The organism is Bradyrhizobium sp. USDA 4454 (assembly GCF_054822705.1).
Genome location: NZ_JBTRCN010000001.1, coordinates 3,421,985 through 3,442,713, shown reverse-complemented (window position 1 = coordinate 3,442,713; position 20,729 = coordinate 3,421,985). Strand labels below are relative to the sequence as shown.

At 65.1% G+C, this 20,729-nt stretch carries 21 protein-coding genes; 7 read left to right on the top strand and 14 right to left on the bottom strand.

The genetic code is table 11. From position 1 onward, the window contains the following. Positions 1-45: 45 nt before the first annotated feature. The 5 genes from ACVIW0_RS16030 to ACVIW0_RS16010 all read right to left on the bottom strand — a co-directional run bounded on the left by ACVIW0_RS16030 (position 46) and on the right by ACVIW0_RS16010 (position 7,352). Complete coding sequence (locus ACVIW0_RS16030; protein WP_461353188.1) at positions 46-924, bottom strand: SDR family oxidoreductase; 879 nt, start codon at positions 922-924, stop codon at positions 46-48. Positions 925-1,034: 110 nt separating this feature from the next. Next, entirely contained in the window at positions 1,035-1,895 is an 861-nt protein-coding gene (locus ACVIW0_RS16025) for a MaoC/PaaZ C-terminal domain-containing protein (protein WP_461353187.1), read from the bottom strand. A 201-nt stretch (positions 1,896-2,096) separates the two neighbouring features. Then, a complete protein-coding gene (locus tag ACVIW0_RS16020; RefSeq protein ID WP_106318237.1) occupies positions 2,097-2,486 on the bottom strand; it encodes a Zn-ribbon domain-containing OB-fold protein in 390 nt (129 codons plus the stop codon). After that, complete coding sequence (locus ACVIW0_RS16015; RefSeq protein WP_461353186.1) at positions 2,486-3,643, bottom strand: thiolase domain-containing protein; 1,158 nt, start codon at positions 3,641-3,643, stop codon at positions 2,486-2,488. Before ACVIW0_RS16015 ends, ACVIW0_RS16020 begins: the two co-directional genes overlap by 1 nt. A 214-nt stretch (positions 3,644-3,857) precedes the next feature. Beyond that, a complete protein-coding gene (locus ACVIW0_RS16010) occupies positions 3,858-7,352 on the bottom strand; it encodes an indolepyruvate ferredoxin oxidoreductase family protein (RefSeq protein ID WP_461353185.1) in 3,495 nt (1,164 codons plus the stop codon). A 244-nt stretch (positions 7,353-7,596) separates the two neighbouring features. On the opposite strand from ACVIW0_RS16010, the gene ACVIW0_RS16005 reads away from it, so the two are divergent. Next, positions 7,597-8,823, top strand: coding sequence for a c-type cytochrome (locus ACVIW0_RS16005; protein WP_461357347.1), 1,227 nt, complete (start codon positions 7,597-7,599; stop codon positions 8,821-8,823). 23 nt (positions 8,824-8,846) lie between these two features. Here the strand turns inward: ACVIW0_RS16005 and ACVIW0_RS16000 are convergent, their stop codons facing one another. Beyond that, complete coding sequence (locus ACVIW0_RS16000; RefSeq protein WP_461353184.1) at positions 8,847-9,488, bottom strand: trimeric intracellular cation channel family protein; 642 nt, start codon at positions 9,486-9,488, stop codon at positions 8,847-8,849. Between the two features lie 141 nt (positions 9,489-9,629). Between ACVIW0_RS16000 and ACVIW0_RS15995 the strand changes: the two genes are divergently transcribed. After that, positions 9,630-10,067, top strand: coding sequence for a hypothetical protein (locus ACVIW0_RS15995; protein ID WP_461353183.1), 438 nt, complete (start codon positions 9,630-9,632; stop codon positions 10,065-10,067). Between the two features lie 66 nt (positions 10,068-10,133). Here ACVIW0_RS15995 and ACVIW0_RS15990 read toward each other — a convergent pair whose 3' ends face one another. From ACVIW0_RS15990 to ACVIW0_RS15980, 3 genes are read right to left on the bottom strand one after another with little or no spacing between them, the layout of a single operon-like run. Further along, entirely contained in the window at positions 10,134-10,952 is an 819-nt protein-coding gene (locus ACVIW0_RS15990) for an isocitrate lyase/PEP mutase family protein (protein WP_461353182.1), read from the bottom strand. Positions 10,953-11,008: 56 nt separating this feature from the next. Next, a complete protein-coding gene (locus ACVIW0_RS15985) occupies positions 11,009-11,359 on the bottom strand; it encodes an antibiotic biosynthesis monooxygenase family protein (protein WP_461353181.1) in 351 nt (116 codons plus the stop codon). Positions 11,360-11,389: 30 nt separating this feature from the next. After that, the gene (locus ACVIW0_RS15980; protein ID WP_461353180.1) at positions 11,390-11,698 is read right to left on the bottom strand and encodes an NIPSNAP family protein; all 309 of its coding nucleotides are present in this window, start codon (positions 11,696-11,698) and stop codon (positions 11,390-11,392) included. Positions 11,699-11,896: 198 nt separating this feature from the next. Here ACVIW0_RS15980 and ACVIW0_RS15975 point away from each other — a divergent pair, with 198 nt between their 5' ends. Beyond that, a complete protein-coding gene (locus ACVIW0_RS15975) occupies positions 11,897-12,592 on the top strand; it encodes an ArsR/SmtB family transcription factor (protein ID WP_461353179.1) in 696 nt (231 codons plus the stop codon). A 294-nt stretch (positions 12,593-12,886) separates the two neighbouring features. Further along, positions 12,887-13,156, top strand: coding sequence for a GCG_CRPN prefix-to-repeats domain-containing protein (locus tag ACVIW0_RS15970; RefSeq protein ID WP_461353178.1), 270 nt, complete (start codon positions 12,887-12,889; stop codon positions 13,154-13,156). Positions 13,157-13,254: 98 nt separating this feature from the next. Here ACVIW0_RS15970 and ACVIW0_RS15965 read toward each other — a convergent pair whose 3' ends face one another. Both ACVIW0_RS15965 and ACVIW0_RS15960 read right to left on the bottom strand, forming a co-directional pair. Beyond that, positions 13,255-13,500, bottom strand: a complete 246-nt coding sequence (locus tag ACVIW0_RS15965; protein ID WP_461353177.1) for a GCG_CRPN prefix-to-repeats domain-containing protein — start codon at positions 13,498-13,500, stop codon at positions 13,255-13,257. A gap of 66 nt (positions 13,501-13,566) precedes the next feature. After that, positions 13,567-13,896: a twin-arginine translocation signal domain-containing protein gene (locus ACVIW0_RS15960; protein WP_461353176.1), complete on the bottom strand. Its 330-nt coding sequence runs from the start codon at positions 13,894-13,896 to the stop codon at positions 13,567-13,569. Positions 13,897-14,178: 282 nt separating this feature from the next. Between ACVIW0_RS15960 and ACVIW0_RS15955 the strand changes: the two genes are divergently transcribed. Beyond that, a complete protein-coding gene (locus ACVIW0_RS15955; RefSeq protein ID WP_461353175.1) occupies positions 14,179-14,529 on the top strand; it encodes a cupin domain-containing protein in 351 nt (116 codons plus the stop codon). Positions 14,530-15,585: 1,056 nt separating this feature from the next. On the opposite strand, the gene ACVIW0_RS15950 is transcribed toward ACVIW0_RS15955, so the two are convergent. Continuing rightward, on the bottom strand, positions 15,586-15,933 hold the full coding sequence (locus ACVIW0_RS15950; RefSeq protein ID WP_461353174.1) for a hypothetical protein: 348 nt from the start codon (positions 15,931-15,933) through the stop codon (positions 15,586-15,588). Positions 15,934-16,039: 106 nt separating this feature from the next. Continuing rightward, the gene (locus ACVIW0_RS15945; protein ID WP_461353173.1) at positions 16,040-17,572 is read right to left on the bottom strand and encodes an acyl-CoA carboxylase subunit beta; all 1,533 of its coding nucleotides are present in this window, start codon (positions 17,570-17,572) and stop codon (positions 16,040-16,042) included. Between the two features lie 162 nt (positions 17,573-17,734). On the opposite strand from ACVIW0_RS15945, the gene ACVIW0_RS15940 reads away from it, so the two are divergent. Then, positions 17,735-18,145 carry a DUF4260 domain-containing protein gene (locus ACVIW0_RS15940; RefSeq protein WP_461353172.1) on the top strand — a complete coding sequence of 137 codons (411 nt, stop codon included), beginning with the start codon at positions 17,735-17,737 and terminating at the stop codon, positions 18,143-18,145. Positions 18,146-18,158: 13 nt separating this feature from the next. On the opposite strand, the gene ACVIW0_RS15935 is transcribed toward ACVIW0_RS15940, so the two are convergent. Then, entirely contained in the window at positions 18,159-19,076 is a 918-nt protein-coding gene (locus tag ACVIW0_RS15935) for a DMT family transporter (protein ID WP_461353171.1), read from the bottom strand. A 169-nt stretch (positions 19,077-19,245) separates the two neighbouring features. Between ACVIW0_RS15935 and ACVIW0_RS15930 the strand changes: the two genes are divergently transcribed. Continuing rightward, complete coding sequence (locus ACVIW0_RS15930; RefSeq protein ID WP_461357346.1) at positions 19,246-20,601, top strand: aminotransferase-like domain-containing protein; 1,356 nt, start codon at positions 19,246-19,248, stop codon at positions 20,599-20,601. Positions 20,602-20,729: the final 128 nt, after the last annotated feature.

Sequence of the window (20,729 nt, the reverse complement as noted above, 5' to 3'; positions counted from 1 at the left end):
ACCTGAGGGTTCGCGCTAGGCGCGCCCCGGAACGACGTTTAGCATCTAAAACCGCCGCGCGCCCATCTTGATCTGCTCCTCGGAGAAGAAGATCTCCTTGGCGTGGGTGACGATGTCCTTGGCCTTCCAGCCGGTAAAGGGCGGCTTCCAGCCCTCCATTTCCATCATCTTCATCTCGCGGACGCCGCGCGGACCGGAGACGCCGAGCACCTTGCCGGTCTGGTCGCCGGAGAGATCGCTGACCATGTAGAGCACGGCCGGCGCGATGCCGGCCGGCCCGAGCGCCGCACCCGGGTTCTCCTTGTAGCGGGGCAGATCGGCTGTCATGCGGGTCAGCGCGCCCGGCGCCAGCGTCCAGATCCGGATGTTGTACTTGCGGCCCTCGATCGCCAGCACGTTGGAGAGGCCCCAGATGCCGCCCTTGGCGGCGCCGTAATTGGTTTGGCCGAAATTGCCGATGAGCCCCGAGGTCGACGACGTGTTGACGATCACGCCGCCGCCGTTGTCGCGCATCCATTTGAACACCGGCTGGGTGCAGCAGAAGGTGCCCTTCAGATGCACCTTGATGACTTTGTCCCAGTTGGCCTCCTTGGCCTTGTGGAAGGTCTCGTCGAGCAGGATGCCGGCGTTGTTCACGAGAATGTCGGCTCGGCCGAAATGCTTGATGGCGTCGTCGAACACCGACTGGCCGCCGGCCATGGTCGAGATATCGGCGCCGTTGGCGACCGCGCGGCCGCCCTCGGCCTTGATCGCGTCCACCACCTTGTCGGCCATCGACTTGTCGGAGCCCGAACCGTCGCGCGGGCCGCCGAGGTCGTTGACCACCACGGCCGCGCCCTCGCGCGCAAACAGCTTTGCGTAGGCTTCACCCAATCCGCCGCCCGCGCCCGTGATCAGCGCCACCTTGCCGTCGAGTAATCCCATGGTTGCTTCTCCATTTCATTTGCCGTCATTCCGGGGCGATGCGGCAGCATCGAACCCGGAATCTCGAGATTCCGGGTCTGGTCCTTCGACCATCCCGGAATGACGGAGTATCAGGCCAGCACCGTCTTGCCGCTCTTGATCACGGTGACGCCGCGCGACTTCACCTTGGCCTCGAACGACACCACATTGCCGTCCTTCCACAGCTCCATGGTCACAGTCTCGCCGGGAAACACCGGCGAGGAGAACCGCGCCGCGTGCTGCTTCAAGGCTGAGGGATCATAGTCGGCATAGGTCTGCAACACGCCGCGGCAAGTGATGCCGTAGGTGCACATGCCGTGCAGGATCGGCCGCGGGAAGCCGGCCTTCTTCGCAAACTCCGGATCGGAGTGCAGCGGGTTGCGATCGCCGCACAGGCGATAGATCAGCGCCTGGTCCGGCCGGATCGTGATGTCGACCACCTGGTCGGGCGCGCGCTCCGGTACCTTGTGCGGCTCGGGCTGGCCGTCGGACGGGCCGCCGAAGCCGCCATCGCCGCGGGCGAAGCGCGATGCGACCAGCGTGGCGAGCTTGTCGCCCTTCTCGTCCCTGAGCACGGTCTGATGGCGGATCACCGCGCCCTTGTCCTTGCCCTTGTCGAACACGTCGAGCACGGTCGAGTCGGCCGTGATGTGGGCCGCGGTCGCGAACGGCTTGTGGAAGGTGATGTCGCGCTCGCCGTCGACCACCATCACGCGATTGAGGTTCATCTCGCCGGGACCGGCGCCCCAGGCCGCGACCGACGCAAAGGTCGGCACCACCTTCAGCGGGCGCGGCGTCAGTGTGCCCTCATTGACGAAGGCGAGTTCCTTCTCGTCCATGGGATCGGCCCCCAAGCCGATGCCATAGGCGTAGAGCATCACGTCGCGGTCGGTGTAGCTGTATTTCTGGCCGAGATTTTTCAGGGCCATCAGCTGTTCGTACACGATCGGCATTGGTGTTTCTCCCCGAACTGTTCTCTCTTGCGCCGCCCGTTGATGTGCCCTCTCCCCTTGCGGGAGAGGGCAGCACCGGTGGTGCAACAAACTCTCTTGGGAGAGGGGTTGCCTCCGCAAACACATCTCTCTCGCGGAGAGAAACCCCTCTTCCGGCACCCTTCGGCTGCCACCTTCCCCCGCAAGGGGGGAAGGTACTTCTTAAGCCGGCGTAAAGAACGGCAGCGGGGCGCCGTCGGTCGGCTTCCACACCACCTTGACCTTCTGGCCGATCTTCACCGTCTCCAGGTCGCAATCGACGATGTTGGTCTGCAGCGACGGGCCTTCCTTCAGCGTCACATAGGCGATCGCATAGGGACCGGTCGGCGACTTGCGCATCAGGCTGTAGGTATAGACCGTGGCCTCGCCGCTCGACTCCTCCCACACCGTCTTGTCGGAGAAGCAGAACGGGCAGATCGCGCGCGGGAAATAATGCGCCTCGCCGCAGGTGGTGCAGCGCTTGATCATGAACTTGCCCGCCTTCGCCGCCTCCCAGAACGGCGCGCTCTCCGGATTGGTCACCGGGGCATTGTACTTCTTCGCTTCAGACATCACGCACGCTCCAGAATGCAGGTTGAGGCGGCGTGGCGAACGCCGAGCAGACCGCCGGTGCCGTGGGCGATCGCAAGGTCGCAGTTCTTCACCTGCACCTTCGGATGCGCCTCGCCGCGCAACTGGCGTACAGCCTCGAGGATCTTGGTCATGCCGCCGCGATTGACGGGATGGTTGCTGCACAGGCCGCCGCCGTCGGTGTTGAACGGCAGCTTGCCGACGCCCGAGATCAAATTGCCGTCGGCGACGAACTTGCCGCCCTCGCCCTTCTTGCAGAAGCCGAGGTCCTCGAGCTGCATCAGCACCGTGATGGTGAAGCTGTCATAGATCGAGGCGTACTTGATGTCCTTCGGCGTCACGCCCGCTTCCTCGAAGGCGCGCGGGCCGGACCACACGCCGGCGGAGTAAGTCAGGTCGAGATCCTTGCCGCCGCGCGGACCCTTCGCCGCCTCGCCGTGGCCGATCAGGCGCACCAGCGGCTTCTTCAGGCTCCTGGCGATTTCGGGCGTCGTGACGATCATCGCGCCGCCGCCGTCGGTGACGACGCAGCAGTCCATCCGGTGCAGCGGATCCGAGATCATCGGCGAGTTCAAGACATCCTCGACGGTGACGACCTCCTTCAGCATGGCATGCGGATTGTATTGCGCATGATGCGAGGCCGCGACCTTGATCCAGGCGAGCTGCTCGGAGGTGGTGCCGTAGTCGTGCATATGGCGCATGGCACACATGCCATAGGCATTGTGCGTGGTAGCCCCGTAGGCGGATTCGAAATCGGCTTCGGCGCCGGCCGCGCGCGGCGGCATCGGACCGGTACGCGGCTTGCCCGCCAGCGTCACCAGCGCGACCGAGCATTTGCCCGCGGCGATCGCCTCGGCGGCGTGGCCGAGGTGGATCAGATAAGAACAACCGCCGGTCTCGGTGGAGTCGATGTGACGCAGCTTCTTGGTGTTGAGGCCGAGGTAATCGACCATCGGCCACAGCCCGCCCGGCGCGTCGCCGGCGCAGAAATAGCCGTCGATGTCGTCCTTGGTGAGCCCGGCATCCTCGATCGCGCCCTTGGCGACCTCGGCATGAAGCTGTGCAGTTGATTTATCCGGCGCATGCCGGGTGGGATGTTCGTAGATCCCGGCAATGTAGGCCTTGCCCTTGATGGTCAAATCGCTCTCCGCTGGCGTTTCTTGATCCAGCGTTTTTCTGAACCGGCAACGCGACCTTGGCAAGCGCGGAAATATTCCGTCAGGCGAGACTGTGTCCGCGACCTCGGAAATCGTAGGATGGGTTAGCCGAAGGCGTAACCCATCATCGCATCAGCGAGTGGCGACGAATGGTGGGTTACGCTGCGCTAACCCACCCTACGCAGCTTCGCCGCATCTACTCCGCCGCCAGCTGCCGTGGCGCGGGCGGCGGGTTGGCGAGGTCGGCGGCGAGTTGCGCGTAGCGAACCTTCGCCTCCTTGATCGCCTTCTCCTTCACCGGGCCGTAGCCGCGGATGCGATCGGGCAGCGACAGCAGCTCGACGGCGATGTCGTGATTGAGCGGCGACAGCAGGCTCAGCACCGTCGCGACGTCCTTCTCGTAGCCCGCGATCAGGTCGCGCTCGAGCTTGCGGTCGGCGCTGTAGCCGAAGATGTCGAGCGGCGTGCCGCGCAGGAAGCGGAATCGCGCCAGGACCCTGAAGGCCGACATCATCCACGAACCGAAAGCGCGCTTCTTCGGGCGGCCCTGCGCGTCGAGCCCGCCACCGAGGATCGGCGGCGCCAGATTGAAGTTGAACGTGAATTCGCCCTCGAACTGGTCGCGCAGCTGTTTTTCGAAGCGGCCATCGGTGAACAGCCGCGCCACCTCATACTCGTCCTTGTAGGCGAGCAGTTTTGCGTAGTTGATCGCGACCGCCCGCGGCAGCGCCTCGCCATAGCCGCCCTTGGTGGCGGCGTCGCGGACCTGGTCGACCAGTTTCCGGTAGCGTTTGGCCAGACGCCCGTTCTGGTAGTCGGTCAGAAGCGCCATGCGGTGGGTGATGATCTCGTCGAGCGACATCGCATCCAGCGACTTGACCGGGGCTGCGTCGTCATCCTGCCCCTTCATCATCGCGGCGAGCCGCGACGGATCGGCGGCAGCGAGACGCCCGAGCTGGAACGCCTGCGTGTTCATCTTGATCGAGACGCCGTTGACCTCGATCGCCTGCTGGATCGATTCCGCCGAAAGCGGCAGAAGCCCGCGCTGATAGGCATAGCCCATCATCATGATGTTGGTGGCAATGGAGTCGCCGAGCAACGCTTCGGCCGGCTTGGTGAAGTCGAAGAACGCGGAGTCCTTGCGCAGCTCGGTCTCCAGCACGCTGTTGACCTTGCGGCTCTGGAAGTTGAAGTCGCGGTTGAGGATGAAATCCGCGGTCGGGATGATGTGGCTGTTGATGATGCCGACGGTCCGGCTCGGGTCACACAGCGTAATGGTGTCCTTCGAGACCGCGACGACCTCGTCCGCGGCGAGCACCAGATCGGCGGTGCCGGTCACGATCCGCGAGCAGGTCACGTCCGCCGTGTGCTCGGAGAGCCGGACGTGGCTGAGCACCGCGCCGCCCTTCTGCGCGAGACCGGACATGTCGAGGATCATCGAGGCCTTGCCCTCGATATGCGCGGCCATGCCGAGCAGCGCGCCGATCGTCAGCACGCCGGTGCCGCCGACGCCGCCCACCGCAATGTTGTAAGGCCGGTCGAGCGCGGGCTTCGAGGCCGGCTCCGGCAAGGCGCCGATATCGCCGAGTTCAGCGGGCGCGCGACGCTTGAGGGTGCCACCATCGACCGTGACGAAGGACGGGCAGAAGCCCTTCACACAGGAATAGTCCTTGTTGCAGGTCGACTGGTTGATGGTGCGCTTGCGCCCCAGTTCGGTCTCCAGCGGCTCGACCGAGATGCAGTTCGACTGCACGGAGCAGTCGCCGCAGCCTTCGCAGACGGCGGGATTGATCAGCACGCGGCGCGCCGGATCCTCCATCTGGCCGCGCTTGCGGCGGCGGCGTTTCTCTGCGGCGCAGGTCTGTACGAACACGATTGCCGAGGTGCCCTTGGTGTCGCGGCACATCTTCTGGACGTTCTCGAGCTCGTCGCGATGGAACAGCTTGACGCCGGGCGCGATGGTGTCGGCCGGATAGGCACTCGGGTTTTCGGAGACCAGATAGATTTCGCGGATGCCTTCGGCGTGGAGCTGGAAGGTGATCTGCTGCGGCGACAGGTCGCCGTCATGGCGCTGGCCGCCGGTCATGGCGACCGCATCGTTGTAGAGGATCTTGTAGGTGATGTTGGCCTTGGACGCGATCGACTGGCGGATCGCGAGAATGCCGGAGTGGAAATAGGTGCCGTCGCCGAGATTGGCGAAGATGTGGTTCTCGTTGGTGAACGGCGCGATGCCGACCCACGGCACGCCCTCGCCGCCCATATGGGTGAAGGTTTCGGTCGACCGGTTCATCCACAGGGCCATGAAGTGGCAGCCGATGCCGCCGAGCGCGCGGCTGCCTTCCGGCACCTTGGTCGAGGTGTTGTGCGGGCAGCCCGAGCAGAAATACGGCGTGCGGCTGACCGGCGCCGTCGCCTGCATCTGGCTCGACTGGCGGCCGTTGAACCAGTCCGCCTTGGCGCGCAGCATCTTGGCGATTTCAGGATTGAGATTCAATCGAAGCAGCCGTTCGGTGAGCGAGCTCGCAAGCGAGGCGACGCTGAGCTCGGCGGCGAAGGTCAGGAAGCGCTTGTCGTGATCGTCCATCTTGCCGACGATGCGCGGGCGGACATCGTCGCGCCAGTTGAACAGCTCCTGCTTGACCTGGTTCTCGACGATCTCGCGGCGTTCCTCGACGATGAAGATCTCCTCGAGCCCGACGGCGAAGTTGCGCACGCCTTCCGGCTCCAGCGGCCACGGCATGCCGATCTTGTAAAGGCGCAGCCCGATCTTGGCGGCGATCTCAGGCGTGATACCGAGCTCGCGCAGCGCCTGGCGGATGTCCTCATAGCTCTTTCCGGAGGCCATGATGCCGTAGCGCGCGTTCGGCGAATCCATGGTGATGCGGTTGACCTTGTTGGCGCGGGCAAAGGCGATCGCGGCAAAGCCCTTGTAGTCCTGCAACCGGCGGTCCTGCTCGAAACGGTCGTCGGGCCAGCGGATGTTGAGCCCGCCCGGCGGCAGCTCGAAATCGGCCGGGATGATGAACGGCGTCATCTCGTCGGTGAGGTCGATCTCGGCCGTGGTCTCGACCGTTTCGGTGATCACCTTCATGCCGACCCAGCAGCCCGAGTAGCGCGACATCGCGATACCCAAGAGGCCCATCTCGATCATTTCATGGATGCTGGAGGGGTAGAGGTAAGGCATCAGCGCGGAGATGAAGGCGTGGTCGGACTGATGCGGGACGGTGGAGGATTTTGCGCCATGGTCGTCGCCGGCAAGGCAGAGCACGCCGCCATGCTTGGCCGAGCCTGCCGCATTGCCGTGGCGGAAGACGTCGCCGCAGCGGTCGACGCCGGGGCCCTTGCCGTACCAGATGCCGACCGCGCCATCATACTTGGCGCCAGACGACAGCCCGAGCTGCTGCGAGCCCCAGATCGCGGTGGCAGCTAAGTCCTCGTTCACACCGGGCTGGAATTTGATGTTGTACTGCTCGAGATGCTTGCGGGCGGCGAACAGCTGCTGGTCGTAGCCGCCGAGGGGGGAACCGCGATAGCCGGAGATGAACCCAGCCGTGTTGAGGCCTGCGGCGCGGTCGCGTCTGATCTGCGCCATGGGCAGGCGGACCAGCGCCTGGATGCCGGTCATGAAGACGTGGCCGGTGCCTTGGGTGTACTTCTGGTCGAGGCTGATAGGCCCTTGGTTGATTCCCATTTAGCCCTCTTTGCGCTGGTCGCGGCGGCTGCTTTTTAGCTAGGCATCCGAGCTTGTTAGAACCAGTCTATGTCGGATTTTCCGGCCCGCGCAGCACAATTCTGGGCGACCAGGCCCGTCGCCCAAAAATCGCAATTTCGTGCCGGGAATATTGCGGGGCCGTTTCGGTTTCTGTCGCAGGACAGGCCCGCGGCGAAATGGCGTGACGCGTCTTGTGGACCGGAAGGTGCAGAAGGTTGAGTGGATGCGGCAACGACATCGAACGACGGGTGCGATTCTGGCTGGCCTGCTGTTGTGCACTGCGTTCGCTGCGCGCGAATGTGCCGCAGCGCCGGCCGACGACGTCATTGCCCGCGGCAAGGCGCTCACGATCGCCGGCGACTGTGCGAGCTGCCACACCGCCGACCCGGCAAAACCCTTCGCCGGAGGCAAGCGGATCGACACGCCGTTCGGCGCGGTGTTCTCGTCGAACCTCACCCCCGACCGCGATACCGGCATCGGCGGCTGGAGTGACGACGACTTTGTCCGCGCGCTGCGAAGGGGTGTCGCGCCGGGCGGAAAGCATTATTACCCCGTCTTCCCCTACCCTTACTTCACGAAACTGATCCGCGACGACATCCTGGCGATCCGCGCCTATCTCGCGACGATGGCGCCGGTCAGCAACCGCACGCCGCCGCCGGAGCTGCGCTGGCCGCTGAACTATCGCGTGCTGATGCGGGCCTGGAACGCGCTGTTCTTCACGCCCGGCATCATCCAGCCCGACCAGGGCAAGGGTGCGCAATGGAATCGCGGCCGCTATTTGGTCGAGGCGCTCGGCCATTGCGGCGCCTGTCATACGCCGAAGAACGCCTTCGGCGCCGACAAGCGCGGCCAGGCATTCGGCGGCAGCATGGTCCAGGGCATGTTCGCGCCACGGCTCGACGGCGCCGCGCGCAGCGGGCTGAAGTCATGGAACGCCGATGACATCGCCGAATATCTGCAGAGCGGCCGCAACGGACACAGCCATGCCGGTCCCTTGATGTCAGAGGTGGTGCTCAATTCGACCTCGAGGATGAGCGACGCCGATGTGCGCGCGATCGCCACCTATCTGAAGAGTCTGCCCGCCGGCACGCCGGAGCCGGAGGTCACGGCGCCCTCGCCGGCGCAGATGAGCGACGGCGAGCGCATCTATCGCGGCGCCTGCGTCGCCTGCCATGAGCTCGACGGCTCAGGCAGCCCGCGGATCTATCCGCCGCTGCCCGGCAACGCCAATCTGCAATCGGCCAATCCTGCCAGCACGCTGCGCATCATCCTCGACGGCGCACAAAGCGTGACCACGCCACGCGCGCCGAATTCAGGCTCGATGCCGGCCTATCCGAAGCTCACCGACCAGGAGGTCGCCGACGTCGCGACCTATATCCGCAACTCCTGGGGCAATGCCGCGCCTGCCGTGACGGCGGAGGACGTCGCCAAGGCGCGGACAGCGAAATGAAGGCGCGGACAGCGAATAACCGCTCAGCGCTCCTCGCCGCTGAACACGAATTTCGGCATCTCCCATTTGTAGCGGATCGCGAGCATCCGGAAGGTCAGCCCGATCGCGAAGGTCAGCAGGGTCCAGACCGGAGGGTTGAGGTTCAGTCCGAACGCGGTCGCGTAGAACAGCCCCGTCACCACCGAGACGCTGGCGTAGAGCTCGCTGCGAAACAGCAGCGGCACCTCGTTGCACAGGATATCGCGCAGCACGCCGCCGGCACAGCCGGTGATCATGCCCGAGACGATCACGATCGGCAGCGAGGCATCGACCTGCCAGGCCACGTCGCAGCCGGCCATCGTGAACACCACGAGCCCGATCGCGTCGAGCACCAGGAAGGCGAGATTGAGCCTGAGCACCAGCCGCGTCAGCAGGATGGTCGCGAAGGCGCCGGCGGCCGCGATCGCGAGGTAGATCGGGTGCTTGACCCAAAGCAGCGGATAATGCCCGAGCAGCACATCGCGGATGGTGCCGCCGCCGAGCGCGGTGATCGCCCCGAGCATGCAGACGCCGGCCCAATCCATGCTGCGCCTGCCGGCCGCCAGCGCCGCCGTCATCGACTGCGCCGCCACCGCGATGAAGGAGAGCACGTGCAGCACCGAATCGGTGGGCGGCATGGTCCACATCGAAAACGCCTCATCAAGCATGTTGGAACCGGGAATCGCGGGTTCCGTCGTGAACAGGTTGCAACATTGGCGCGGAACATCCTCACGCGCCAGCCATTGTCCCCTGCATTGAGCTTGAGGTGCTAACGGAGGAACTTTGCAATGGCTTACAACCCTGACGATCCGTATCGCGCCAACCTGACCGATGACGAAATCCGCCGTCAGGCGCGCTTCAACAACCTGGACAACGAGTTGCAGCCGGATCCGGAACTGCAGGAGGGACCGGCCAGCACCACCAAGATCGCGATGTTCGCAGTTGCGGTGGCCGTGGTGCTCGGCGCGCTGTTCTACGGCTTGAACAATACGTCGGTGCATGAGGCGGGCACCACGCCCTCGGCCCAGACCGCACAGACCCAGCCAGTCAATCCGGCCGCGCCGCCTCCCGGCATGCGCGACGTGACGCCGAAGCCGAACAGCCAGCCCGGCATGACTACGGGCGCGGCGCCGGCCCAGCCGGCGTCCCCCTCGGAGAACAAGCCGACCGGACAAGAGATCGACCGCTCGGCGGCACCGACCGACTCAGCCGGCGACAAGAAGTAACTCGCTCGTAGCGTGAGCGGAGACGCGGCGGGCCCCGATGGCCCGCCGCTTTTTTTTGCGTGCGCTCTACTTGAACATCCTGTTGAGCTCGCCGCCGGGATAGCCGTTGGCGAATTCAGTGAAGGTGCCCTTCTCAGCCATCTCCTTCGCCGCCTTCATGACGCCGCTCCAGGCCATCCGCGCCAGCGCGCCGCCGATGCTGATCCGGCGCACGCCGAGATCGGCCACCGCTTGCAGCGTCAGATCGGGCCCACCGCCGACAAGGAGATTGACCGGCTTCGGCGCCACCGCCTTCACGACCGAGGTAATTTCCTCCTTGGTCGAGATGCCCGGCGCATACAAAACGTCGGCCCCGGCGTCCGAATAGGCCTGCAGCCGCTCGATCACCAGGTTGAGATCCTTCATTCCCCACAGGAACGCCTCACAGCGGCCGGTGAGCAGCACGCCGCTGTTGTCGGCGTCAATCGCCTTGCGCGCCGCCCGGATGCGCTCGACCGCGAGCTTGTGCTCGTACAACACGTTGGCCGCATCGCCCGTGGAGTCCTCGATCGAGAGCCCGGCGACGCCGGTCTTGACGCCGCGCGCGACATTGACTGCAACCTTCTCGGGTTCGACGGCGAAGCCGCCCTCGAAATCCGCGTTGACGGGAATATCGACCGCCGCGCAGATCGCGGTCAGGTGACCGCAGACGTCGTCGACCGTAACGCGATTGTCGGCCTTGGCAATCGTCCAGGCAAAGCCCGCGCTGGTCGAGGCCAGCGCCTTGAAGCCGAGATGCTGCAAGGCACGGGCGCTGCCGACATCGAACGGATTCGGGATGATGAAGCACCCGCTCTCATGCAGCTTCTTGAAGGCGGCTCGTTTGTCAGCAGTTGGCAGTGGCATGGGTCGCTCCCTGATGTCGTTGGCCGCGCACAGATAGGCACGCGTGCTTCCAGACGCTAGTGCGGCTCATGCACCGCGCGGCTGTCTTTAGGCGCCTGCTCGCGCTCGTTCAGTCCGTAATCCCTGATCACGCTCGCAACACGCAGGCGATAATTGTCAAAGATCCGCGCGCGGCCCTTGGCCTGGGTGCGGCGATGCTCAACGGTGTTGCGCCAGGCTTCCACCGCGGCCTCGTCGCGGAAGAATGACAGCGACACGAACTTGCCGGGCTCGGTGATGCTCTCGAACCGCTCGACCGAGATGAAGCCGTCGATCTCCTGCAGGATCGGCTTCAGCTCGGCGGCGAGATCGAAATAGTGCTGCCGGTGCTCCGGCTTCGGCCAGACTTCGAAGATCACGGCGATCATGGACGCCTCCGCATTGTTGTCATGGCGCCACTATAACTCGACCTTGCGCAGAAATGTTCGCTCCTCTGCGAGGATGAAGCGGTTTTCTTCCGCGAAGTTGAAATTCGCCATGCCCTCGCTGTCCTGGCGCAGCCGCGCGCGATAGGCCTCATAGGCGGCGAGGCTCTCGAACGAGATCAGCGCGAAGGCGACGTTGTTGGTGCCCTCATGCGGCATCCAGTAGCCGACCAGATCGCCGCCGCAGCGCGGGATGATCGACAGCCAGTTCTTCGAATACTCCTCGAACATCGCGCGCTTGAACGGATCGAGCTGGTAGCGGATGAAAACGGTGATGGTCATTGATGGGCCTCCGATAGATGGATCCCGTCATTGCGAGCGTCAGCGAAGCAATCCATCGCTCCGCATATGCGGAACCATGGATTGCTTCGGCGCTTCAGCGCAAAATTGCTTTGCAATTTTGTCGCGAGCGCCTCGCGATGACGGCACGGTGAAGACTACCCGCTTGCCCGCCATCGATGCTTCGGCTATCATCGAACTATGAAAGCAGGACCCGACATCTCCCGGATCGCGGCTCTGGTCGGCGATCCCGCACGCTGCAACATGCTGACCGCGCTGATGACCGGACGCGCGCTGACCGCGAGCGAACTGGCGCAGGAGGCCGGCATCACGCCGCAGACCGCGAGCTCGCATCTCGCCAAGCTCGAGGCCGGCGGGCTGATCGAGCCCGAGAAGCAAGGCCGCCACCGCTACTATCGCCTCTCCGATCCCGACGTCGCCGACGTGCTCGAAGGCCTGCAGGGCATCGCCGCCCGCGCCGGCCATATGCGGGTGCGCACCGGGCCGAAGGACCCGGCGCTGCGCCGCGCCCGCATCTGCTACGACCATCTCGCCGGCGATCTCGGCGTGCAGATGCTCGACAGCATGAAGCGGCAGAAGCTGGTGCGCCAGAACAAGCAGGCGATCGAGCTGACCGGTGAAGGCAGGCGCTTCATGGCCGAGGAGCTGCAGATCGACGCCGATGCGCTGACCCATCCGCGCCGTCCGGTGTGCAAGGCCTGTCTCGACTGGAGCGAGCGGCGGCACCATCTCGCCGGCACGCTGGGTGCGGCGATGATGGATCGCTTCACCGCATTGAAATGGGCCGCGCGCGATGCGACGCCCGGCAGTCGCGTGGTCAATTTCTCGCGCAACGGCGAGAAGCGGTTCGCGGCGCTGTTCGGCACCGGCGAGTAAGTCACGCGCTCGTTCCCGATCCCGCAGTCTCACTTGTTTCGTTCTCAGATACCTCTGCGTCCCGATCGCGATGCGCTCGGCCCTGCGCGCGCCTGCGAAATATTTTGAAACGATGCCGCGCATGGTTGCGGCGCACTGACGCAGGTGTGAGCTGCAACATTCATGTCGCATTCAGCCCGCAACACTAACGTCGGCGACATCGGGCACGGCTTCTGCAATGATCCGGCCGGGCGAATCGGTAATCTGAAAGCTTGTTGCGGTGCCGCAGCGCGGCCCACATAAAAAGGAGAAGACATGAAGTATCTTTTTGCAGCAGCCGTTTTGCTGACGACCGCATTCGCCGGCATCAGTGCCGCTGATGCTGCCGGTGGCTGTGGCCCGGGCTGGCATCGCGGTCCCTATGGCGGCTGCGTCAGGAATCGTGGTCCCGTCGTCGTCGCGCCGGGCCCGGTCGTGGTTGAGCGCCCCGTCGTCGTCGCACCCGGCGCGGTCGTGGTGGCGCCGCGCGTCCGCGCCTGCCCCTATGGCTTCGCCTGGCGCTATGGCCGTTGCCGCCCGATCTGATCGCGGCACATCTCGCGCAAACAAAACCCCGTCTCGCGCGGGGTTTTTCTTGTTCGACAACCGCGGCAGGCACGCTGCTGCCCGCTGCGGTCGAAGGCTTACCAATTGCGGAAGCAGTGGCGGCCGAACGGGCCCGAGTGCCAGCCGGGCGGGCAATTGTACATCGGACGGCAGCCGCCATAGGGCCCGCGATGCCAACCCGGGCCGCAGCCGCCGGCAACGCGGATGGTGTTGTCCGACGCGGACTGGGCCGGATCAAGCGGCGCGATCGGCATGGCCTGTGACGCGGATATCGCCGCCAGACCAAGGCCAAGCGCAAGCAGCGACGCAGCAAGAATTTTCATGAGCAATCCTCTTCGTTGAAGCCACTGCACTTCAAACTACGTCTCGCGCATTATCAGCCGGTTCAATCACCAGCGGCGCCAGTGATGATGCCGGTGCCAATGGTGATGCCTCCATCCCCAATGCCTGTGGTGCCAATGTCGGTGATGCCAGTGCCGATGGTGCCAGTGCCGGTGGTGCCAGCCCCAGTGACCGTGATGCCAGCGCACCTGCTCGAGCTTCAGGCGACCGACTTCGTCACCCGTGGTGACGGCCGGAAGCGCATCGCTGCTAGCCGGCGAGCGTGCGTGTTGGGTGAGAGGAAGCGGTGCGAGCGGCGCGGCCTGGACAGTCGCTGTGAAGGCGGCTGCACAGGCGACGACACCGAAGGCGATCTTCAGAAAATCCCTGCGTTCCATGAGAGTTTCCCTTTGTTGCTGGATTGGACCGGCCCAGTCGGTGAGTTTTTTCGCCGCGACCTGAACGCTTGCTGAACCGCCCATTCACGTTTGACGGAACTCGACGCGTTGCCGACGTTGTGACGTCACACCACCTCACGACGCCCACGCCGCCTTCGCGAGCCCAAGCCCAGCACAAACACAGACGCACGCACGTCCTGCCCGCCATGCCCGTTCGTACGGTTTCGCGACCGGCCGAACCGCACTAGCATCACGCCACAACAACATCTCCGGGAGGCCGCCATGAAGTCAGGACAACCGCTCAAGGATGCAAGCCACCTCTATGAAGTCGAGCGCCGCGCCCTGCACGCCGCCCGCCCCGGATTCCGCATCATGGAGCTGCAACTGTCGCCGACCCAGAAAGTGCCGTGGCACAGCCACAGCAACATCTCCGACACGTTCTATGTGCTGGAAGGCCAGATGCGGCTGTTCCTGCAGGAGCCGAAAGAGGAAGTGAACCTGAAGGTCGGCGAGGTCTATGCCGTAAGACCCACCCGCCCGCACCTCGTCACCAACGCCGGCACGTCGTCGCTGACGTTCCTGATCCTGCAAGGCGTCGGCGAATACGACTACGTGCCGCTGGCAGCGAGCTAGCCACGCGCGTCGCTGCCAATACCGTCATCCCCGCGCAAAGGCCTTCGCCTTTGTCGCTGGAGGAGCGCGCTTTTGCGCGCGTCTCGAAGGATGCACGGCCACCGGCCGGGCCGTGCATCCTTCGAGACGCTGCTTCGCGGCTCCTCAGGATGACGGGGAAGCGTCTCTCTCTCCACGTCATTGCGAGGAGCGAAGCGACGAAGCAATCCATCCCTCCGCATGCGCTGAGTGATGGATTGCTTCGCTCCGCTCGCAATGACGGGGTCAGATTCCGATTCACATCTCAAACAGCGATGAGGATAAGCGTCCGCATTCTCGCGGCGCGTTTCGCCCGAGCTTTGCGTTTGGTTTCGCCGCTCTGCGAGCAGAGGGCGCAGGGAAAGCCGGGTGCCGATCGCACCCATGGGCCCCGTGCAATGGGTAGAAAGCACGGGGGTAGGACCACAGGTGTAACCGGAAACAACCCGGCTTTCCCTGCGCGATGGCTTACGGCTTATACGTGCTCACCCCGGCGAGACTTGGCTTTGTTGTCACCGTCTCCGCACGCGCAATGCGCAAGGGAAAGACTCCTGCCACTAGGGTGTCAGGCCTGCACGATTTCGCCGTCCGTCTGATCGCGCACTCGTCAGTTGCGCAATCGGCGTCCACCGCATCTCACCGCAACACTTCCTGACGATGCGCAGCGCCCCTCGATCGGGTGAGACACGCATATTGAACATCTGAGTTGGGTGAAACGCGAAGCGGAATTTTGCCCGTCGGGTTAATATGTCGCAGGACACGCGCTCTCCACCCGTCATTCCGGGGCTGCGAAGCGTGAGCCCGCACTCCACTGCCCCACGCGCTTTGCGGCCCAATGGATTCCGGGCTCTCGCCTACGGCGAGCCCCGGAATGACGGAGAGTAGTGAGCGAAGCATGTTGCCCGCATGAGCGAAGCGATATGCGGGGGCAATCTCCGCCGCGCCGATGGATTGGCCCCGGATATCGCGGAGCCTGTCATCGGGCGCGCGTTCGCGCGACCCGTTGGCTCATCCGGGCTACAACCTACCAAGGTTCGCTCACATCAGCTTCAACGGCGCATCATGCACCAGCCGAAGATCGATATTGCCGATCAGACGCGCGCGGCGCGCCTCGGCGGTGCTGATCGCGGCCTCGGTCTGCCGCAAGGTGCTGACATTCGATCCGAGCGACACGATGCCGCCGAGCACCAGCGCGATCGATCCGAGCGCCGCGGTCTCGCCGGAACCGACCAGGCCAAGCAGCGCAGCCACTAGCAATGCGACCCCACCGGCGATTGCCACCTTCGAGCCGAGAATGATCCGCCGCGATCGTTCGGCGCTCTCGGCCAGTTCCTCGATCTGCGCCTCGATCTCGGAGATCTCGTCGGTCGGCTCGTCTTCGGTCATCGGATTGCGAACCTGTGGGGCGGGTTAGGCGGAAGCCGTAACCCGCCGCGGATCGTGCGGACGAAGATGGCGGGTTACGCTTGCGCTAACCTACCCTACGCTGTCGTCACAACGGCAGATTGTCGTGCTTCTTCGCCGGGATTTCCACCTTCTTGTCCTTCAACATCGCCAGCGCGCGCGCGATCCGCTTTCTTGTCGAATGCGGCATGATGACGTCGTCGATGTAGCCGCGCTCGGCGGCGATGAAGGGCGACAGGAAGCGGTCTTCGTATTCCTTGGTGCGGGCCGCGATCTTGTCGGGGTCGCCGATGTCTGAGCGGAAGATGATCTCGACCGCGCCCTTGGCGCCCATCACGGCGATCTGCGCGGTCGGCCAGGCGTAGTTCATGTCGGCGCCGATCTCCTTCGACGCCATCACGTCGAAGGCGCCGCCATAGGCCTTGCGGGTGATGATGGTGACGAGCGGTACCGTGCATTGCGAATAGGCGAACAGCAGTTTGGCGCCGTGCTTGATCAGGCCGCCATATTCCTGCGCGGTTCCGGGCAGGAAGCCCGGCACGTCGACGAAGGTGACGATCGGGATGTTGAAAGCATCGCAGAACCGCACGAAGCGCGCGGCCTTGCGCGAGGCATCCGAGTCGAGCACGCCCGCCAGCACCATCGGCTGGTTGGCAACGAAGCCGACGGTGCGGCCGGCGATGCGGCCGAAGCCGGTGACGATGTTCTTGGCGAAGGTCTCCGAGATCTCGAAGAAGTCGCCCTCGTCGACGACCTTCAGGATCAGTTCCTTCATGTCGTAGGGCTTGTTCGGATTATCGGGGATCAGCGTATCCAGGGAAGTGTCGACCCGCTCGATGGAATCGAAGCTCGGCCATTCCGGCACGCCATCCGAATTGTTCGACGGCAGGAAGTCGATCAGCCGGCGCATCTGCAGCAGCGCATCGACGTCGTTCTCGAAGGCGCCGTCGGCGATCGAGGAGCGCGTCGCGTGCACCGAGGCGCCGCCGAGTTCCTCCGCGGTCACCACCTCGTTGGTGACGGTCTTCACCACGTCGGGGCCGGTGACGAACATGTAGCTGGTGTTCTTCACCATGAAGATGAAGTCCGTCATCGCGGGCGAGTAGACGTCGCCGCCGGCACACGGGCCCATGATGACGGAGATCTGTGGAATCACGCCTGACGCAATGACGTTGCGGCGGAACACGTAGGAATAGCCTGCGAGCGCAGCTACGCCCTCCTGGATGCGCGCGCCGCCGGCGTCATAGAGGCCGATGATCGGCGCCCTCGCCTTCATCGCCATGTCCTGAAGTTTTGTAATTTTCAGCGCATGCGTTTCCGACAGCGAACCGCCGAACACCGTGAAGTCCTTGGCAAAGACAAACGTCTTGCGGCCGTTGACGGTGCCCCAGCCGGTGACGACGCCGTCGCCGGGGATCTTGCTCTTCTCCATGCCGAACTCGATCGAGCGGTGCTCGACGAACATGTCGAATTCCTCGAACGAGCCCTTGTCAAGCAACAGCTCGATCCGCTCGCGGGCGGTCAATTTCCCGCGGGCGTGCTGCGCCTCGATGCGCTTTTCGCCGCCGCCCAGCTTGGCGCCGGCGCGCCGCTCTTCGAGGGTATCGAGGATGTCTTTCATTTGCTTCCGCCCGTGTTAGCTACAATCCGCGTCCCGGCGCCAGCCGGGGGTCCCTTTGGTTCGGAAATGGCTTTAGCACGGCCATTTCGGAACCGGAAAGCCGCTTGTAAGCGGGTTCGGGCGCAAAAACGGTAGGATTTTCCGACATCTGGGGAGAGAACGATGACTGACACGACCACGACCGAGACCGGCGCCGCGACCGGTGGGGTCCGCACCCTGCTCCGGCTCGAGGGGCTGGTGCTGTTCGTCGGGATGACCGTGCTCTACTACAAGTGGGAGGGGTCCTGGCTGGTCTATGTGCTGCTGTTCCTGGTGCCGGATATCAGCTTTGCCGCCTACCTGATCAGCCCGCGGGCCGGCGCCATCGCCTATAACGCCGCCCACACCTATCTGGCGCCGGTGGCGCTGATGACGCTGGGTTTTGCCGGCGAAGGACCGCTGGTGCTGTCGATCGCGATGATCTGGCTCGCCCATATCGGGATCGATCGCGCGCTCGGCTATGGGCTGAAATACGACGCCGGGTTCGGCTACACCCATCTTGGGCGAATCGGCAAGGCACAGGATCCGGCCTGAGGGGAGACAGCCGTCAGGCGAAGCGGCGCGCGAACACGACGCAGACGACGACCAGCATGGTCGCTGCGATCATCGACCACGGCACCGGTTCGTGCAGCAGCAGCCCGGCCAGCGCGAGGCCGAAGAACGGTTGCAAGAGCTGCAACTGGCCGACGCTGGCGATGCCGCCGCGCGCAAGGCCGCGGTACCAGAACACGAAGCCGACCAGCATACTGAAGACGGAGACATAGCCAAGCCCGAGCCAGGCCGGCGCGCCGATGTCCTGCCAGCTCGGCGGCAGCGTCATGATGGTCATCACGAGCACCACCGGCGCCGAGAGCACCAGCGCCCAGGAGATCACCTGCCAGCCGCCGAGCCGGCGCGACAGCGCCGCCCCTTCGGCATAGCCGAGGCCGCAGACGATGATGGCGGCGACCATCAGCAGGTCGCCGGCCAGCGATGCCGATCCGTCGCCCGACAACGCGAAGGCTGCGACCGTGGCGCTGCCGACGCCGGAGAACAGCCAGAATCTTGGCTTCGGCCGCTCGCCGCCGCGCAGCACGCCCAAGATCGCGGTCGACAGCGGCAACAGCCCGATGAACACGATCGAATGCGCCGAGGTGATATGCTGGAGCGCGAGCGCCGTCAGCAGCGGAAAGCCGATCACGACGCCGAGCGCCACTGTTGTCAGCGACACCAGGTCGCGCCGTTCCGGCCAGGGCTGCCGCAGCACCGCGAGCAGCACGGCGCCGAGCAGTGCCGCGATCGCGGCGCGTGCCGAGGTCAAAAACAGCGGCGAGAACCCGGCCACCGCCACGCGGGTCGCCGGCAACGAGCCGCTGAAGATGATCACGCCGAGCAGGCCGCTGCCCCAGCCCTCCAGCGAACTGCCGCTGCTCCCCTCGCCCGCCAAGGACTTTTCCGACAACGCCTTCGTCTTCGAATCGCTCATCGCGCACCTCGACTTTCGCGGGCGAAGATAGCGAGGGCGGGCTGGCCAAGGTAGGAACGGATCAGTACAATATCGCCAAACTGTATGGGCAAAGGCAGGCATACACTTGCGGCAACCAGCCAACCAGCGCGCTGTTTTGGCGCCGAAGGCGAGGCGGACCACCGACGTGATGAACGCGATCCGCGCCAGGATCGCGAGCCGCGCGCTCGCAGCCAACGACCGCCTGCCCTCGATCCGCAGCTTTGCCGCGACCATGGGCGTCTCGGCCTCGACCGTGGTCGAGGCCTATGACCGGCTCGCCGCCGAAGGCCTGATCCGGGCGCGGCCGGGGTCAGGCTTCTATGTCTCGTCCGCGGCGCTGCCGCCGCTGTCGCTGGCCCCGGACCAGCCGCAGCGCGACCGCGCCGTCGATCCGTTCTGGGTGTCGCGGCAATCGCTCGATGCCGCCAGCGGCGCGCTGAAGCCGGGCTGCGGCTGGCTGCCCGCAGACTGGATGCCGACCGAGGCGCTGCGGCGCGCGTTCCGCGGCCTGGCGCGGGCCGAGGACGCCGTGCTCGCCGACTACGGCGCGACCCGCGGCTCGCTCGCCCTGCGCCGCACGCTGATGGCGCGGTTCGCCGACGAGGGCCTCGACGTATCGCCCGAGCAGGTGCTGCTCACGATGTCCGGCACCCAGTCGATCGACCTGATCTGCCGCTTCCTGCTGCGCCCCGGCGACACGGTGCTGGTCGACGATCCCTGCTATTTCAACTTCCGCGCGCTGCTGCGCGCCCATCAGGTCAAGCTCGTCAGCGTGCCCTACACGCCGTCGGGTCCCGACGTCGCAAGCTTCGAGGCGGTGCTCGAGGGCGAGCGGCCGCGGCTCTACATCACCGTCTCCGGGCTGCACAATCCGACCGGGGCGACGATGTCGCCGCAGACCGCGCACCGCGTGCTCAATGCCGCCACCGCCTGCGATCTCACCATCGTCGAGGACGACATCTTCGCCGATTTCGAGCCGGAGCCGTCGGCGCGGCTCGCGGCGCTCGACGGGCTGAACCGCGTGATCCGGATCGGCAGCTTCTCCAAGACGCTGTCGGCATCGCTGCGCTGCGGCTTCATCGCGGCGCGCGCCGACTGGGTCGAGCAGCTGGTCGATCTGCAGGTCGCGACCGGGTTCGGCGGCCCCTGCGCGGTCGCGACCGAGGTCATCGCAAGCGTCTTGGCGACCGGCTTCTACCGCAAGCATGTCGAGGAGCTGCGCCGGCGGCTCGTGCGTGCCCGTCGCGACGTCGGCGAGAAGCTGCAGCGCATCGGCATCGAGCCGTGGCTGATGCCGCGCGGCGGCTTCCAGCTCTGGTGCCGCCTGCCCGAGGGCTGCGACTCCGCCGATGTGGCCCGCGCGGCGCTCGCCGACAACATCGTGCTGGCGCCGGGCAACGTGTTCAGCGCCACCCAATCGGCCAGCGGCTTCATGCGCTTCAACGTCGCGCAATGCCGCGATCCGAAGCTGATGCCGGCGTTGGAGCGGGCGATCGGGCAGTGAGGCTATGTCGAGCAGCGATGGCGGTGCGCCCCCTCGCCCCGTTCTTACGGGGTCGAGACAAGCGAAGCTTGCTCTTAGAGGGTTGGGGTGAGGGGCTGTCTCCGCACATACGGTGATAGGTGCATTTG

What these genes read in the sequence shown, in the direction of transcription:
- ACVIW0_RS16030 (WP_461353188.1), bottom strand. Translation starts at nt 924, where the DNA reads ATGGGATTACTCGACGGCAAGGTGGCGCTGATCACGGGCGCGGGCGGC.
- ACVIW0_RS16025 (WP_461353187.1), bottom strand. Translation starts at nt 1,895, where the DNA reads ATGCCGATCGTGTACGAACAGCTGATGGCCCTGAAAAATCTCGGCCAG.
- ACVIW0_RS16020 (WP_106318237.1), bottom strand. Translation starts at nt 2,486, where the DNA reads ATGTCTGAAGCGAAGAAGTACAATGCCCCGGTGACCAATCCGGAGAGC.
- ACVIW0_RS16010 (WP_461353185.1), bottom strand. Translation starts at nt 7,352, where the DNA reads ATGGGAATCAACCAAGGGCCTATCAGCCTCGACCAGAAGTACACCCAA.
- ACVIW0_RS16005 (WP_461357347.1), top strand. Translation starts at nt 7,597, where the DNA reads ATGCGGCAACGACATCGAACGACGGGTGCGATTCTGGCTGGCCTGCTG.
- ACVIW0_RS16000 (WP_461353184.1), bottom strand. Translation starts at nt 9,488, where the DNA reads ATGTGGACCATGCCGCCCACCGATTCGGTGCTGCACGTGCTCTCCTTC.
- ACVIW0_RS15995 (WP_461353183.1), top strand. Translation starts at nt 9,630, where the DNA reads ATGGCTTACAACCCTGACGATCCGTATCGCGCCAACCTGACCGATGAC.
- ACVIW0_RS15990 (WP_461353182.1), bottom strand. Translation starts at nt 10,952, where the DNA reads ATGCCACTGCCAACTGCTGACAAACGAGCCGCCTTCAAGAAGCTGCAT.
- ACVIW0_RS15985 (WP_461353181.1), bottom strand. Translation starts at nt 11,359, where the DNA reads ATGATCGCCGTGATCTTCGAAGTCTGGCCGAAGCCGGAGCACCGGCAG.
- ACVIW0_RS15980 (WP_461353180.1), bottom strand. Translation starts at nt 11,698, where the DNA reads ATGACCATCACCGTTTTCATCCGCTACCAGCTCGATCCGTTCAAGCGC.
- ACVIW0_RS15975 (WP_461353179.1), top strand. Translation starts at nt 11,897, where the DNA reads ATGAAAGCAGGACCCGACATCTCCCGGATCGCGGCTCTGGTCGGCGAT.
- ACVIW0_RS15970 (WP_461353178.1), top strand. Translation starts at nt 12,887, where the DNA reads ATGAAGTATCTTTTTGCAGCAGCCGTTTTGCTGACGACCGCATTCGCC.
- ACVIW0_RS15965 (WP_461353177.1), bottom strand. Translation starts at nt 13,500, where the DNA reads ATGAAAATTCTTGCTGCGTCGCTGCTTGCGCTTGGCCTTGGTCTGGCG.
- ACVIW0_RS15960 (WP_461353176.1), bottom strand. Translation starts at nt 13,896, where the DNA reads ATGGAACGCAGGGATTTTCTGAAGATCGCCTTCGGTGTCGTCGCCTGT.
- ACVIW0_RS15955 (WP_461353175.1), top strand. Translation starts at nt 14,179, where the DNA reads ATGAAGTCAGGACAACCGCTCAAGGATGCAAGCCACCTCTATGAAGTC.
- ACVIW0_RS15950 (WP_461353174.1), bottom strand. Translation starts at nt 15,933, where the DNA reads ATGACCGAAGACGAGCCGACCGACGAGATCTCCGAGATCGAGGCGCAG.
- ACVIW0_RS15945 (WP_461353173.1), bottom strand. Translation starts at nt 17,572, where the DNA reads ATGAAAGACATCCTCGATACCCTCGAAGAGCGGCGCGCCGGCGCCAAG.
- ACVIW0_RS15940 (WP_461353172.1), top strand. Translation starts at nt 17,735, where the DNA reads ATGACTGACACGACCACGACCGAGACCGGCGCCGCGACCGGTGGGGTC.
- ACVIW0_RS15935 (WP_461353171.1), bottom strand. Translation starts at nt 19,076, where the DNA reads ATGAGCGATTCGAAGACGAAGGCGTTGTCGGAAAAGTCCTTGGCGGGC.
- ACVIW0_RS15930 (WP_461357346.1), top strand. Translation starts at nt 19,246, where the DNA reads ATGAACGCGATCCGCGCCAGGATCGCGAGCCGCGCGCTCGCAGCCAAC.